This is a genomic window from Paramaledivibacter caminithermalis DSM 15212, assembly GCF_900142245.1.
Classification (GTDB): domain Bacteria; phylum Bacillota; class Clostridia; order Peptostreptococcales; family Caminicellaceae; genus Paramaledivibacter; species Paramaledivibacter caminithermalis.
Genome location: NZ_FRAG01000068.1, coordinates 1 through 15,473, shown reverse-complemented (window position 1 = coordinate 15,473; position 15,473 = coordinate 1). Strand labels below are relative to the sequence as shown.

Here is a 15,473-nt window from a genome sequence, read left to right as displayed (position 1 = left end):
ATAGTAAATATAGCTAAAGAACAAAAAGCAATTATAAACTTAGAAGAATTAAAAAATATTAGAGAACGTATAAAATACTCGAAGAAAATGAATAAAAGGTTACATAATTGGAATTTTTACCAACTACAAACTTTCATAGAATATAAAGCTAATGCAGAAGGCTTAAAAGTAGTATATGTAAAACCAAACTATACGTCTCAAATGTGTAGTGCTTGTGGGCATATAGATAAAAGAAATAGACCTAATCAAAGCACTTTCAAATGCAAAGCTTGTGGCTATGAAGCCAATGCAGACTATAATGCCAGTGTAAATATTGCAAATGTACTGTAGTTGGCTATACGTCAATTACAGAGGGCTACTGTGAATCTAGCCCAGCCGTTAGGCTGTCTCAAGACGTAAACTCGTATGAGGCTAACAAAGGGACAATGAGGACATCAAATGTCGGAGTTACCTTTGAAGCCTCGGGTCTTGTACCCGAGGTAGTTCACTAAAAAGGTATTACCTTTTTGAGCAATTTACTTAAATAATCGAGTTAATATTTTTCAAAAGGTATTACCTAGGAAATGTTTAAAATTCAACATTTTCAGCTAATATCTGATAAAAAAGGTAATACCTAATTTAATTTAATAAAAGGGTATTACCTTGGAAAAATGGAAGGAGGGATTGATCTTGAAGGAACAAACTGTTGAAAATATACTGAAGATTGAAGGTGTAAAAGCTAAAGGCTTTGGGATTATTCCTAAAATTGCTATGCAAGATGATAGACTTTCTATTGAAGCAAAGGCTATATATTCATATTTTTGCAGCTATGCTGGAGCAGGTACTACTGCTTTTCCAAGTATAGAAAAGATAGTCAAAGATTTAAAAATAAGTGTAAAACGATATTATAGACATTTTAATCTTCTAAAAAAATACGGATATATAAAAACTACACAGATTAAGAATGATGGTAAGTTTGATAGGAATATATATACTTTAGTAGAAAATCCTGAAGAAATTCCAAAGCAACTAGAAAATGAATATATAGATTTAGATTATCAAATTGAGCAAATGGATAATTTACCGATTAGTCAAAACGACCAATCGGAAGATTTACCGATTAGTCAAAACGACCAATCGGAAGATTTACCGATTAGTCAAAACGACCAATCGGAGTATTCACCGTTTGGTCGTTTTGGGAATACGCAAAACGACCAAACTAATAATAACAATATAAAAAACAACAGTAAATATTATCTATATAATATTCATTCTATCAATCATAATAATATAAATAATTCTAAGAAAGATAAAGATATATATAATAATTATAATAATATATATAATAATATATTATATAATAATATATATAATAGCGAAAACGAAAAAAAGAAGGAAGGAAAGAAAGAAGGAAAGAAGGATGGAAAGAATAACAATGAGTTAAGTGAATTAGAAATAATTTATGAGAAGTCTCAAGTAGATTTTTTCAATGAGGATATTAAACAGTTTATTAAAAAGAGTGTGGCTGATTTGTGGTGTAGTAAAGAGCAAAGAGTAAAGGAACAGGTACTCACAAAGCAGCAGATTCGTAAAAAGCTTAGTAAATTGACCCTAGATGCTTTGGATTATGCTATACGGAAGTTCAGAGAAAGCAGGAACTTTACGAAGGTAAATAATCCAGAAAAGTATTTTAGGGTTATTTTGTTGGATTCTATAGACGAGGTAGTGGCAGAAAAAATACGAACTGGTTAAAAATGGAAATATACAGTAATATACGGAGAAAAAAAGCACATCAAAAAAATGACGCTTTAACATGAAATATATATAGCTTTAAAACGCACAGAAATGTCCCTAGATTGATTTTAAATACGTAAAAGGTAGTTTTATATACATAGTGCAAAAAAAATCAAATACAAGCCAATTTAAAGCGTATTTCAAAATAATGGAAAAAAATATTGACGATAAAGCTAAAGCTTTTTTAAAAAAATTTAAAGCTTTAAAAGCTTTAAAAGAGATTGTTGTGGAGAAAGGTTGTTGAAAATATGTTGATAACATGTGGATAACCTGTTGATGACATGTTGATAAAGTATAAGATTTTCACTTACAGGGAGGTGAAATGATTGTTGGAGCAGGTTTCTTTTTTAGAATTTGAAAAGGTAAGGGTAAAAAAGAAGTTTAAACCTATCCTTTCGCTAGAAGAAAGACCTAAAAAGGTTGTAAAGCCTTTTAGGCATAGTGAGCTTTTACTTTTAGGTGTAAAAATAAAAAAGGGCATGAACATGAAATGGTGTCCTTATTGTGCTAAGGTAACGAAATTTTCCTTTGATGGATATTTGGGAGTCAGACGCTGTGTATATTGTGGGATAAGTGATAATGATTATTATGTGAAGCTTGCGAATCAAACACAGGGCAGAAAAAGAAAAAAAGCGAAAAAAAAGTGAAAAATGAGGAGAATGAAGTGGGTGAGTATGATTGATTGATGAAAGGAAATACAAAAAAGGAACCAGAAGACGTGAAAGAGTAGAAATTAAAGGAAATCCATACAATCATCTTATGAATTATCCAATGAATGAAGTAAAAGAAAAAATAATATATTTTCTATATGATATGAGGGCTGCCAAAACAAGTCAACTAGCAAGATACTTAGGTTATTCAAGTCCATACATAAGAAAAATATTAAGAGATTTATATGAGAACAGACTTGTTTATAGGGATTTTCCAACAATAAGTAGAAAAAAACACGGAAGCAGCGAAGGAATATACTTTCTGGATAACCAGGGAGCTTTTTTTATTGCTGCAGATAATGGACTTGAGAAGAAGGATGTAAGCTGGGACCCTAGAGACAATGTAGTGTCCCTAGGAGCTATTAAGCATACCTTAGATATTACGGAAATAAGAACATGTATGGAAGAAAAGAGTAATGATATTAGGATCGATGAATTTATTGGTGAAAGAAAACATGGAATGATAACTTTTGAGAGCCAAGGTGAAGAGATAACCTTTAATCCTGATTCAAAAATAAGTCTTATAAAAAAAGTTGGAGATAAATTGGCGAGGGTTACATTCTTTTTAGAGTATGATCGAAACACAGAATCCTTGAGAAGTTTCTTAGAAAAAATAAGGGTGTATGAGAGGTTCTATAAATCAGAGAAGTTTAAAAGGTTATTTGGAAGTATTCATCCAGCGATACTGATTATTACAAATCATGAAAGGAGAACTGAAAAGCTAAAAGACTTGGTAAAGGAAAACAAGATTGAGAATATCAAATATTATTTTGATACATTGAATGAAGATTTTAGAGAAAACCCCTTTAAATTTTTAGACAATCAAGGATAATATTGGTGGACTGCTCGTAGAAAAAATGAATAGTAAATCAAGTCTTAATCAAAGATTAATAAAGAATATCACGAAGGATTAATGGTATATATATTCATAGATTATTGAGATATATACCCATAGGTTATCGGGGAGCATATTCGGGTACTTTTCTTTGAATAAACCCTGAGTAGAACTTAAGTAAGCTTTCAATAATTATTTTAAGGCTAGTCAACACATTGAAATAGCTAGTTTTTACAAAAACTACTCAAAAGCGTGATATTAGACAGAATATAGAGGACTTTATTTAAATTTGAGTTTGATTTTTTAGTGTTTGTTTTTAGTGTTTGTTTTGATACCACACACACTTTTTTTATGACGAAGAGAGGAGGGAGCTGTTTTTGGCTAATAGAATAACCGATGAGCAAATTGGAGCATTTGTTATCGGACTCTATAAAGGAACTAGGGATTTTATAAAGTCATTTTTCTATGGATTAGGAGAGCTTATTTTTCATAAAAAAAATGGAAAAAGCCACTGGGGATTAGTAGGCTTTTGTATTTTACTCATAATTTGTGGATTTGCCTTTTGTTTTGCTAAAAATTTAATAGAATACATTCCTAAAAGCAAATCAGAAATTGGAGCCTATTTTAGAAAACCTGTATTTGTAAAGTGCTTTGCGTTATTTTTAGTAGTTTTTTATATAAAAGCTAAGGGGGACGATAGGCTTAAGTTTTTAAATTCTTTTGATGAAAAATTTGAAGCTGTAGGACTCTATTCAAGACTTGTAAGGGAAAGGATAGATTCGAAGGGTAAAAAGGTAAAGGTTAAAGACTATCCAAAACTTCTTAAGGAGATAAAAAATGGAGAAACTACTATCTATCTTTTTTCAAGTAATGGTATTCCAATATCTGAATGGAGAAAGAAAATCGATGAGCTTGAGAGTACTATGGACAGAGGCATCTTGAGTGTTGAAAATAAGAAAAATTCAAGAAGTATTGTGAAAATGGTAACTGTCCCCTTTGATAAAAAGGCAGAGAGACAAATGTTTGATGAAAAGTTTGAAAGACTTGGATTATATACAAAACTCGACAATATTAAGTGCTTTCCCCAGCTTCTAGAAACAAAAAAAGAAGAGAAAAAGGTTATATATAGATTTTCTTGTGATGGTATTCCAGTTACACTATGGAAGGATAAAAGGGATTCTATAGAATCTATGTTCAATACAAACATAGTTAAAATCAGAAATGAAAAGGACACTAAAAACATTGTAGAGCTTGTGACGGTTCCACTCAAATACAATATTAAAGAAGCCTATCCGTGGAAAGATGAATATATTCCAGTAGAAGATTTTGAGGTCTCCCTTGGAGAAGGCCTTTTAGAAAGGGTTAAGTTGAACTTTAATTCAACCCCCCATGTATTAATAGGTGGGCTTACGGGTTCTGGTAAATCGGTACTTGAAAGGTCGATTGTTTGGCAGGTTATAAAGAAGGGTGCTAAGACATTTCTTATAGATTTCAAAGGTGGTGTTGAGCTTGGAGCCTTTGAGGATTTCGGGGAAGTGGTATTTGAGAGAAAAAGAGTAGTACAAATCTTAGACAATCTTGTGAAGGAGCATCATGCAAGAATAGCAAAATTTAAGGAACTAGAAGTAAAAAATATAACTGAGTATAATAAAAAAGCTAAAGTACCTTTAGCTAGGATATTTTTGATAGTCGATGAGGTTGCAGAACTTCTTGATTCTACAGGAGCTTCAAAGGAAGAAAAGATACTTTATGAAGCGATACAAAGCAGTATGAATACCTTAGCCAGACTTTCAAGGGCAACTGGAATCAATATGATTTTAGCAACTCAGCGACCAGATGCCAAGGTATTAAATGGACAAATAAAAAATAATCTTGGTGCAAGGATATCTGGAAGAATGACCGATAAAGAACCATCAATGATGATACTTGGCAGCCCAGATGCTATAAAGCTTCCTGAGGAAACAAAGGGAAGATTCCTATTTTCTCTAGGAGCAGAGCCAGTTGAAATTCAAGGTTATCATTTTAAGGATAGTCATATTGTTAAAGGGAATTATGAAAAAGGCATTATGCTTACATCAGGTGAAAAGCTTGAAATTAAAAGTAATGTAGAAATAATTGATGATGAAAAATATTATAATGATGATGAAGAAATGGATTCAAATGCTGTAACAGAGGCTGCTGTTGAAGAGATTGACATAGATAAAGATGATGGATTATGGGTTTATGATGATGATGTAATATAAGTTTACCAAAAATTTAGGGAGGTGTTGATGATTAAATTGCCATTCAAATCTAAAGATATAAAAACTACAGAGCTTAACAAAGGTTCTATTCAAAGAATAATAAGATTAATGTTTTGGACCTTTTTATTTTTTTTGCTCTTAAAGTCAGTAATTGGTGTTTTTAAGCCTTCAGAGAAGATTGAAATACCAGAGATAAAACTGGAACAGCAAATGCCAGCTTCAGTTGCAGAGAGCTTTGTGAAAGAATACCTTACATACAATATTTCTAGTTCCCTAGAAGAAAAAAAGGAATATGAAGAGAGAGTATACACATTTTTAGCAGATTATGTGAAACTACCTACAATGATAGGAATACAAGCAGATTCAAAGGTGGAAAACACCTATGTATACGAGATAAAAAAGCTAAAAACTAATCAGTATGACGTTATAGTAAAGGCCGATACAGTCTATACATTTGTTGATGGTCAAAGGAAGAAAAAGAGTATATATCTTAAGGTTCCAGTAGCGGAGCAGGAAGGAAAGTTTGTGGTAGAAGATACACCAATAATAATTCCTAAAGTTGAAAAGGCATCTATAAAGTATGAAAGGTACAGCGAAGGTGATGAGCTAAATATCACCGAAGCCTTTGAAGTAAAGGAAATAATGGCAAACTTTTTCAAAACCTATTGCACAGGAAAGCCTTCGGAAATTGCATATTACATGGACGATGGAAAACCAAGAGCAGGTTTTGAAAAAAGCTTTGAGTTTTTAGATATTATGGATTTTAGAGTTCATTATCTAGAAAATATTGGCTATAAAGCTATAGCTGAAATAAAAATAAGGGATGTAGTATCAAATAAAGAATTTTTACAAAATTACAATATTGATATTGTAAACAAAGATGGAAGATGGTATATAAAAGGCTTAAATTTAAGAGGAGGTAATATCCATGAAGAATATGAAAAGACTGATAAAGAACAAAAATAAATTGAGAAAAATTATAGTATTATCTTTGCTTATGTGTTCAGTATTTACAACGATTGTTTTTGCAGATCCTATAGATAATTTTGCGGACTATGCAAATCAAAGAATAGCTACAATATTTTTAGTAATTGTAGCCTTTTATGTAACTAAAAATATTGCAAAAAATGCAACAAACAAGCTGATAGGATTTATTCTAATAGCTATATTAGGAGGTATTTTAGTATATAAACCAGAGTTTATTGAAAAAGGTGCAGATTGGGTGTATAACATATTATTCTAAGGGAGTTTTTTATATGGAAAAAGAAGAAAGGGACTATGAAATAATGAGAACCTATGCCAGAGCATGGCAGAGTGAAATAGTTATGTACCATTTGTTTGGGATACCACTTTGGTTTCCTGTATCTGCAAGGCAAGCAGTGTTTTTTATTATAGGGCTTAGCTTTACATTTACAGTATCAAATATCTTGCCAGGGATTAAGAAGATTATCTTTATAGGAGATCCGATACTGCTATACATTGTGTACCCATATTTGATAATGAAATTCTTTACTCAGCTAACGCTAGACGGTAAACCGCCACATATATATTTCAAAGATCAATTTATATATCTTATACAGGATAAAAAATACAATATGTACAGACCTATAAACTTAGAAAAAAATATAAAATTTGATGCCCAAATTGGATACAGGGTGAGAAAACTTATATCTAAGATAGATTTAACTCTTTTAAGGAAAGGAGGAAGGTAGCTTGGCTTCCTATGTATTTCCAATAAAATACTATGAGCATAACTTAATATTTGATCAAGATAAGAACTGTTGGGCCCTTTATAGGATACAAGGGGAAAACTATGAATATTTATCCTATGACCTAAAAAAGATTCTGAGAAACAGACTTTCAAGACTTATGATAAATGTGGGGGAGGAATATAAGCTGCTTTTACTTCCCTTCAATAAATCAATAGATGAACATTTTGACAAGCTGAAGAAGAAAATGAAGGGACCCTTAAAGGATTTGGCGGTAGAATATTGTGATGGAACTCGAGAATTTTTAAAATCGAAAAGTTCTGTTGAAGGCAATGAATACAAAATTTTTTTAGTGGTAAAGCTTAAGAAAGTGTCCAACGAGATTCTAAAAAATAAAGATTTTTTAAAATCGCTTATTAAGGAACCTATAAGACTTGTAGATGAAGTAATGAACCTTGCAGCACCAGAGATATTTGAATATGAATTAAATACATATTTAGAACTTGAAGGAAAGCTGTTTTCAAGGATTAGAAGATGGGTTGGAGTTGAAAGAGAATATGAATATACCATTCAATATCTTATAAGACGAAACTTTTGGCGTTCTATATCAGAGCCTCCAATGAGGGGCGATGAAGAAGATAAATATAAGATAATAGAGATGAATGGGAAAATTCTTAAGAGAAAGTATAAGGATATTTTTAGACCAGCTAAGGATATTATAGACAAGAATGGTAAAGTAGCAATAAGGCCACTAAAGAGAGATATTTTAAGCTTTACAGAAGGAGACTTTGAGAATAAGTCAAGGCATATAGAAATAAAACAGATAGTGGATGGCAAGGTAAAAACAAGTTACCAAGCCTTTATAACCTTTTCACACATTCCTGACAACACTTTAATATTTCCTGGAGTAGAGTATCTATATCTAATCCAGGATTTATATTTTCCTGTTGAAATAATGGTTCATGTGGAGCAGCTTAACAACAAAGAAGCCTTAAATATAGTAAGAAAAAAGAAAAGAGAAATAAAGGATCAAATAGATCATGCATCTAAATTTAATAATGTGTCTGATTCCATAAGGGAGGATGAGTATACAATAAGGGAGCAAGAAAACGAACTTGAAGCAACAAAAGAGCCTATGCTGCTTACTTCTATAGTGTTTTGTGTTTCTGATAATGACAAAAAACATCTAGACGAGAAAATAAGTTTTCTTATTGATCTTTATGAAGATATGGGCTTTGAACTTCAAAATCCTTCAGGAAGTCAATTCAAGTTGTTTAATGAGTTTATACCAGGAGCTGGCAGATATGAAACAAGCTACATCCATAAGCTTCCACCCAAAACTTTAGCAGGAGGCATGTTAATTGGAACTAAAAATCTTGGAGATAATGAAGGACAGTATTTCGCAAGAATGGGACAAATGGAGCAGCCCATATATCTTGATGCGTCAAATGGACCTAAAAGAAATAAAAATGGAAATCAGGTATTTCTAGGGCAGCAGGGTACAGGAAAATCCTATGGAGCCAACAATATATTTTATCAAAGTATTATATCAGGGGGTATGGGACTTTCAATTGATCCAAAGGGAGATAGATCCCATTGGGAAAAAACACTGGGACTAGGGGAACATTGCAAGGTTGTTACATTAACAGAAAGAGAAGTAGATAGGGGAAAACTTGATCCATTTATTATCTATAAAAATGATTTAGAAAGTGCAGCTTCAGCAGCAGTATCGGTTATGAGTATGGTAAGGAAAGAGATGAATGATGATGATCTAACCTTCATAATGGGAGCTGTAAACTATGCTAAAAATCAACCTAAGCCCTGTCTAAATCTTACAATAGAATATTTTAAGAAAAAACATGAGACCGAGGAAGATGAAAATTATAGAGCAAGATTTAGAGCACTTGCAGAATTCTATGAGAACCTTAAAGGACTAACCTTTGGGAATCTTTTGTTTGGCAGTGGAGATGAGGAGACCTTTGATCTTTCAACAAGACTTACTGTAGTTCAAATTCAAAACCTAACACTACCTGACAGTAAAAAGTCGAGGGAAAATTATAATCTAAATGAAAGATTATCGGCTGCATTGATTTATGAAATAGGTCAGTTTGCAATAAAATTTATTCATCTAGACAGATCAATATTTAAAATAGTTCAGATGGATGAGGCATGGGTACTAACTGGAACCGATCAAGGGAAGGAACTGGTAGGAAAACTTCTTAGAGAAGGAAGGGCTATGAATAGTGGTTTGCAGCTTATAACTCAAAATACAAAGGATTTAGAGGATGAAGGTATTAAGGATCATTTATCATTAAAGTTTATATACAAATCCCAAAACAAACAGGAGGTTTTAAACATGTTAGAACTTTTAAGACTTCCACCTACAGAAGAAAATATAGAAACTATTATGAAGCTTGAACATGCTAAGGGAGAATGTTTATTTCAGGATTTTGACGGTAGAATAGGAAAGATTAGACATCATGTAGTTTATAAATTCTTGGATGAAGCCTTTGATACAACGCCTCCTGAACAGAAGGATACAGAAAACATGGATGAAGCTGTATAGGAGTGGTGAAATGAAGAAAAAAATGAGTTTCTTTTTTATAATACTAATTATATTTTCTTTTATGCCCATATCCTTTGCAGATGAAAAAATTAATGAAGATCCAGTAGATGAAATCTTTGATGTTTTAAAAAATCACTATTCAAATATAGATGATTTAGAGAAGAAAATAACTAAATATAAAAGTGCAAATTACTATTTGGACATAAAGGAATATTCCTCACTTTTTAATCCTATAAAAAAGCTAGTGTCAAATGTTAACTCAATAAATAATTTGCTATTTGGACTCAATAAAATGATTAGTAAGATAACAATATTTATCCTTCTATTTGCCTATGAATTTGATTTATACGAGTTTCTTTCCGAATATATAGACCTAATTATGAATGCGTTAAGGGTTCCTGTTTATGACAAAAATATACTTACTATAATAGCTTTTATCGGTCTTTACAGCATTATAGTAGTCACATTTGGTGATAGAAAGACAACGGTATTAAATAATGCTATAAGGGCTATTATAATAACCCTTATAGCTATGATATTTTTAAATAGCCCTAGCACCTATTTAACAAAGATAAATGATTTTTCTAAAGTTGTTTCTAATGAGATTTTTGAATCAACCTATGGGAGATATGAAAATATAAAAAACAATTCGAATACAAAGGTTAATTCAGACAGGGCTTTAGTTTCAGCTGGAGCTATGATATGGGACATAACGGTGCATAAACCTTGGCAAGCTTTAGTTTTAGGGAAAACCACCGATAAAAAACTTACGGAAGAAATTCTTCAATATGATCCTTATGATAATAAAAGAATAGACAAAATAAAAAAAATGTCGGATAAAAATTCACTTTTAAGACTTTCGGGTATATTTCCTCGCTTTGGGGCTTTGTTGCTTTTTATGATATTTAATGCAGTTTTAGCTGTAATAATTTCTATGGTAAGTGGAGTTTCGATAATGGCTCAGGCTATGGTCGTAACTTTATCCTTTGGAGCTCCCTTTATCTTGATATTAGCATTAATTCCTAAATTCACCAATGTATTAGGAGCATGGGGACTAAAAATAAGTGGATACTCTTGTATAAAGATTGCTATAACTTTCTTTTTATCAATACTTTTAGTAGTATGTGGAGCAATATATTCTAGTATAGATAAGAATGGAATTATTATAACCTTGGTAATAATGGCTATTGTTGCCTTTACTATTTATCATTCAAGGCACAAGTTCGTAGATATTATAAAGTCGATACCAAGGGGAGAGAGAGCAGTAAGAAGGGAGATTAAAACCCCTTCACAAGCAATGGAAAAAATTAAGGACTATAGAAGCATTGTAACAGGCTATTCTAAGGAAAAAATTACTGATGCAGTAGCTACTGTAACAAGTGCTATTACTAAAAGTAGTAGTGAAAGTTATAAAGGTATATATGATAGAAGGACACAGGAAAGATATAGAAATATGGCTAATGAATATCTTGAAAGAAAATACAATGAGGATAGTGAAAAAGCTGAGCTAAGGGCAAGTAGATTAGGAAGGGATGACGTAGAATATCCAAGCTTTGTAAAGGATGCAGATATGAGAGTGAAGCTTGGTCAAAGTAAATTTACAGAATCCCAGATAAACAGTGTCATTAAGGTTATTAGAAAAATTGAAATGGAGGGTGAAGATCCATATAAGTTTATTAATGGTGAAGCACAAGGCATAGGCAATAGAGAAGAAACTATAAATAAATCTCTTAATGCAAAAAATCATGCTGCAAAGCTTAGCAATAAGGAGATATATGACAGGATGGGTGTTTTAGAGAGCCAAATAAGGAATAGAAGAGAAAATATTGAAAAGAGTTATGATCTATCAGAGGAGGAAAGAAATAAAGAACTCCTTGAAATTTATAGGCTTTGGCAGCAGAAATTTGAGTACATGAACATTATACAGGATAGAAAGATAGATAAAAATAAAAAATCCTTTTCAAGATTCAATGAATATAAAGAACTTAAAGTTGTAAGGAATGAAGTAAATAAAGAGATTAAAGAAATGGCAAATATCTTTAATGATGATTTCAAAGGTGATAAAATAGCTGCCTTTGATAAAAAACTTAATGTTCAAGTTAAGCTTAGAAGAAGGGAAGATGAACTTATAAAGGCACTTGAAGGCCGTAGTGAGCTTACAGATATAAGAGAAAAGGCATTAGGGAAGGAAGCTAGTATACTAAGCAAATTTGGTATTGATAGAATAAAAAATAGAGATATGCTTCTTTATGAAGATGAAGAGTATACGAAAGGGCTTGAAGAACTTAAGGGTTTATATAATCTTGAAGAATCTAAGGTTAAGGAGTTAAATGAAAGAGGTATTAGTGTTAGGAATGTAAACGAGGAGCTGAGAAGAGAGCTTAAGGTTAAAGCTCCAGATGATGTAGAAAGTTTACTTTTAGCAAGGGCTGATATGAATATATATGACACAAAGGATTTAACTAAGTTTGAAGCAAATGATAAGAAGAACGATACATATATTGAAAATAAACCTGATATTCATGGAATAAGCTCAAAAACACCAAAAAAAGAACAAGTTAATAATAACCATGATAATGATGTAGATAGGTCTTCAAGAAAAACTTCCATAAAAGCTAGACCTTCACATTCTAAAGTAGATATAGATAAACTAATACATAGGGATGATGAAATACTTCATGAGCTTCGTAAAGATTCACATAAAAGTCAGTCAATACATTTTAAAGGAGAACATATAGAAAAATTAGGGGAAGAGATAGCTAAAAATATTGATACAAGTTCAAATGACCAAGGAACAAGTAGTAATACCATACAAAATATCAAACAGGATATAGTTATTCAAAATGCTAGGGAGCTAAACAGTCAATTTAGTAAAGACTTCAATTTAAGAAATAACCAAATCTTTTTTGAAAGTCTTATCAAAAAATATGGGAATGAAGCTGTAAGAGCAGAGTTAAGTGGAATGAAGGAAATGAAGAATAAAAATAACATAGAAAATCCAAAGGGGCTTTTAATTGCAAGATTAAAATATAATCACAAACCAAGGGAAAATTAAAGCACACAATACAGAGGAGGCGATTTGAATAGGAGAATTCTTATCCACTGGGTATGAGGGAAAAAACAAAAACAGACCTAAGAGTAGCAAGCTAAAAAAGTTCATATTCTCAAAATATAAATGGGCTTTTTTTGCTTTTTGCTTTTTTCTTTTTTTTATAATACTTGTACCAATTTTATTTTTAACTTTATTTTCTACTTATGATTCAACACCAGAAGAGATATTAGTATACAAAATAGCCCCTCAAAGATCTATAGAAGACTCATTAAAATGTGAAGAAATGTATGGGGAAAGATGGATCGATATTATGGTATTTCACTATGTACTGTTTGAATTTGACTGGGATAAAGTTAAATTTTCCAAAATGTCCAAGGTGATAAAAAAGAGAATCATTGAAAAAGGAGAGACATATAAAGACATCCTTGGAGAAAGTGATTATGAAGGCTACAAAGAGCTTAGGGACTATTACTATAAAATCTATGATGATATGGCTGATATTAAAACTATAGATGATGAAAAAGAAATAGTATATGAGATGTGCTATCCAATACCTGAAGGATATCAATTTACTCATTATGATGATTTTGGAGCAGATAGATCTTATGGAGGAGAAAGAAACCATATGGGAAATGACATAATGGCTAATATAGGCACACCAATAGTTGCTGTAGCTTCAGGAATAATTGAGAAAATAGGATGGAATGAACTTGGTGGTTGGAGAATTGGTATTAGAGATAATCAAAATAGGTATTGGTACTATGCTCATATGAAGGAATATGCTGAAGATATGAAACAAGGCAAAAGAGTATATGTCGGTAATGTAATTGGATATGTAGGTAGTAGCGGATATGGTTCAAAAGGTACAACGGGAAAATTTGCTGACCATCTACATATACAGATAGGAGTTGAGTTCCAAGAAGGGAAGCTTACATGGGTTAATCCATATGAATTCCTTATGACTTTACGTGATAATAATAGGAAGATACTATACTGATAAATCCTAAGAAGGGAGGAGTATATGATTGAGGCTGATATTAGCAACTAACTTAGGGTTGACAAAAAATATTTTGACAGAAGTTGAGGGAATAGAAATAGTTGAGGAATGTAGTGATCTGGAAGTACTAAAGATTATATTAGAATACAGTGATGTTGACGTAGTGATTTTGGATAGATATTTAGACGAGACAGAAAATGGTTATAAAATAAAGACTTTAATAAAAAATACAAGAAGAGTAAAAAAGGATGTAAGATTTATAATTTTACTTGGTGAATATGAAGAAAACTTTGTGTCTGCAATGGTGAATTTGGGAGTATTTGACTTGGTGGTTGGAGAAGAAATAACAACTGAGATTAATGAACTTTTAAACAATCCAAGGATCGAATTTGATTTTAGTAAATATTCAAATTTAAGCACAAGCAAAGGTAAAAAAATAAAAGAAAAAGTAGTATATAAACTTCCAAAGGATTATCAAAAGATAATAGGTATTTATAGCCCATACGCAACTGGAAAGACAGTAATAGCGACGAATTTGGCTAAATACTATGTAAAAAATAGAATACCTGTTACATTGATAGATACTGACTTTATCAAAAAGGACCTTCTTTACTACTATCCATTAGGAAATAAGGATTTTTTTAAGCTGGTTAATTTATATGAGGCTATAAAGGATAACAAAGACATAAACGACATTAAACCTTACACAATCGAAATAGATAGACTTAAACTTTTTACTGACCATAGAGATTCTAAATATCAAATAAGTTTTGAAATGGTAAATACAATCGTTAGAAATTCTGACAGCAATGTAATAATTATCGATATATCAAGTTGTTTAAATAAGGAGCTTGCAAATGAAATATTGTATTTATGTGATGAAAGAGTTATAGTAGCAGACAAAATGATATCAACATTAAATGGACTTCCATATAAATTAACACTTAAAAGGTGTAATAGAAAAAATCTCAGTTTAGTTATTAATAAGAATATAGAAATTAAAAGTCTTTCCAATAAAGAAATATTAAAATGCTTTAAAAATATAGAATTATCTGAAAGAGAGAAATACAGTTTAGATTTTAAAGATATTTTTTTCATACCTAATAGGTTTAAACTTATAGTAGAAGGATTAGCTAATAGAGAAGAAGCCTATGGTAAAGATCCAGAATTTGATGAAAGCATAGAAAAATTAGCTGCTTCCTTATATCAGATAGGGGCAAATTTTAAGAAAACTGGAATGAAGGAAATCTTGAGCAAAATATTTAGATGGAAGGGAGAATATTAACAATTGAAAAAAACAAATAAAAAAAATTTATTGATAATAGCTATTAGTTGTATTTTAATTGCAGCTTTAATTTTTTATTACAACAACATAAAAATTCCTAAAGTTATGAAAAAAGTTGAAAGGGATATTAGAAGTAAGATTGATGAACAGTATATGGCAAAAGTTAATGTAGCATTTGTAAAAGAAGGAAAAGAGATCAGTAAATACACAGTACTTACAGACGAAGTTATAAAAGAGAATATTCAGATTAAGGAGATACCTTTAAACTATAAAGTTCCAAATGCTGTAGAAGATATAGACCTT

General features: G+C 31.2%; 13 protein-coding genes. All 13 read left to right on the top strand.

All coding sequences use genetic code 11. The features are described from left to right. Nucleotides 1–330: RNA-guided endonuclease TnpB family protein (locus BUB36_RS16570; RefSeq protein WP_165613126.1), on the top strand; the 330-nt coding region annotated here is incomplete at its 5' end. A gap of 339 nt (nucleotides 331–669) precedes the next feature. Next, nucleotides 670–1,731 carry a helix-turn-helix domain-containing protein gene (locus BUB36_RS16565; protein ID WP_073152861.1) on the top strand — a complete coding sequence of 354 codons (1,062 nt, stop codon included), beginning with the start codon at nucleotides 670–672 and terminating at the stop codon, nucleotides 1,729–1,731. A 368-nt stretch (nucleotides 1,732–2,099) separates the two neighbouring features. Beyond that, nucleotides 2,100–2,420 (top strand): hypothetical protein, encoded by a 321-nt coding sequence (locus BUB36_RS16560; RefSeq protein WP_073152858.1) that lies wholly within the window; start codon nucleotides 2,100–2,102, stop codon nucleotides 2,418–2,420. 31 nt (nucleotides 2,421–2,451) lie between these two features. Further along, nucleotides 2,452–3,315, top strand: a complete 864-nt coding sequence (locus tag BUB36_RS16555; protein WP_073152855.1) for a replication-relaxation family protein — start codon at nucleotides 2,452–2,454, stop codon at nucleotides 3,313–3,315. Nucleotides 3,316–3,695: 380 nt separating this feature from the next. Beyond that, complete coding sequence (locus BUB36_RS16550) at nucleotides 3,696–5,561, top strand: FtsK/SpoIIIE domain-containing protein (protein WP_073152852.1); 1,866 nt, start codon at nucleotides 3,696–3,698, stop codon at nucleotides 5,559–5,561. Between the two features lie 27 nt (nucleotides 5,562–5,588). Continuing rightward, the gene (locus tag BUB36_RS16545) at nucleotides 5,589–6,527 is read left to right on the top strand and encodes a conjugal transfer protein (protein WP_073152850.1); all 939 of its coding nucleotides are present in this window, start codon (nucleotides 5,589–5,591) and stop codon (nucleotides 6,525–6,527) included. Beyond that, nucleotides 6,490–6,804: a hypothetical protein gene (locus BUB36_RS16540; RefSeq protein ID WP_073152847.1), complete on the top strand. Its 315-nt coding sequence runs from the start codon at nucleotides 6,490–6,492 to the stop codon at nucleotides 6,802–6,804. Before BUB36_RS16545 ends, BUB36_RS16540 begins: the two co-directional genes overlap by 38 nt. A 13-nt stretch (nucleotides 6,805–6,817) precedes the next feature. After that, complete coding sequence (locus BUB36_RS16535) at nucleotides 6,818–7,273, top strand: conjugal transfer protein (RefSeq protein WP_073152844.1); 456 nt, start codon at nucleotides 6,818–6,820, stop codon at nucleotides 7,271–7,273. Nucleotide 7,274: 1 nt separating this feature from the next. After that, the gene (locus BUB36_RS16530) at nucleotides 7,275–9,836 is read left to right on the top strand and encodes an ATP-binding protein (RefSeq protein ID WP_073152841.1); all 2,562 of its coding nucleotides are present in this window, start codon (nucleotides 7,275–7,277) and stop codon (nucleotides 9,834–9,836) included. A 10-nt stretch (nucleotides 9,837–9,846) separates the two neighbouring features. Continuing rightward, a complete protein-coding gene (locus tag BUB36_RS16525; RefSeq protein WP_073152838.1) occupies nucleotides 9,847–12,891 on the top strand; it encodes a CD3337/EF1877 family mobilome membrane protein in 3,045 nt (1,014 codons plus the stop codon). Nucleotides 12,892–13,171: 280 nt separating this feature from the next. Further along, nucleotides 13,172–13,885 carry a M23 family metallopeptidase gene (locus BUB36_RS16520; RefSeq protein ID WP_084112100.1) on the top strand — a complete coding sequence of 238 codons (714 nt, stop codon included), beginning with the start codon at nucleotides 13,172–13,174 and terminating at the stop codon, nucleotides 13,883–13,885. 28 nt (nucleotides 13,886–13,913) lie between these two features. Beyond that, nucleotides 13,914–15,170: a response regulator gene (locus BUB36_RS16515; RefSeq protein ID WP_073152834.1), complete on the top strand. Its 1,257-nt coding sequence runs from the start codon at nucleotides 13,914–13,916 to the stop codon at nucleotides 15,168–15,170. Nucleotides 15,171–15,173: 3 nt separating this feature from the next. Beyond that, nucleotides 15,174–15,473, top strand: a 300-nt coding sequence (locus tag BUB36_RS16510) for a hypothetical protein (RefSeq protein ID WP_131821320.1), incomplete at its 3' end; no start/stop codon positions are given.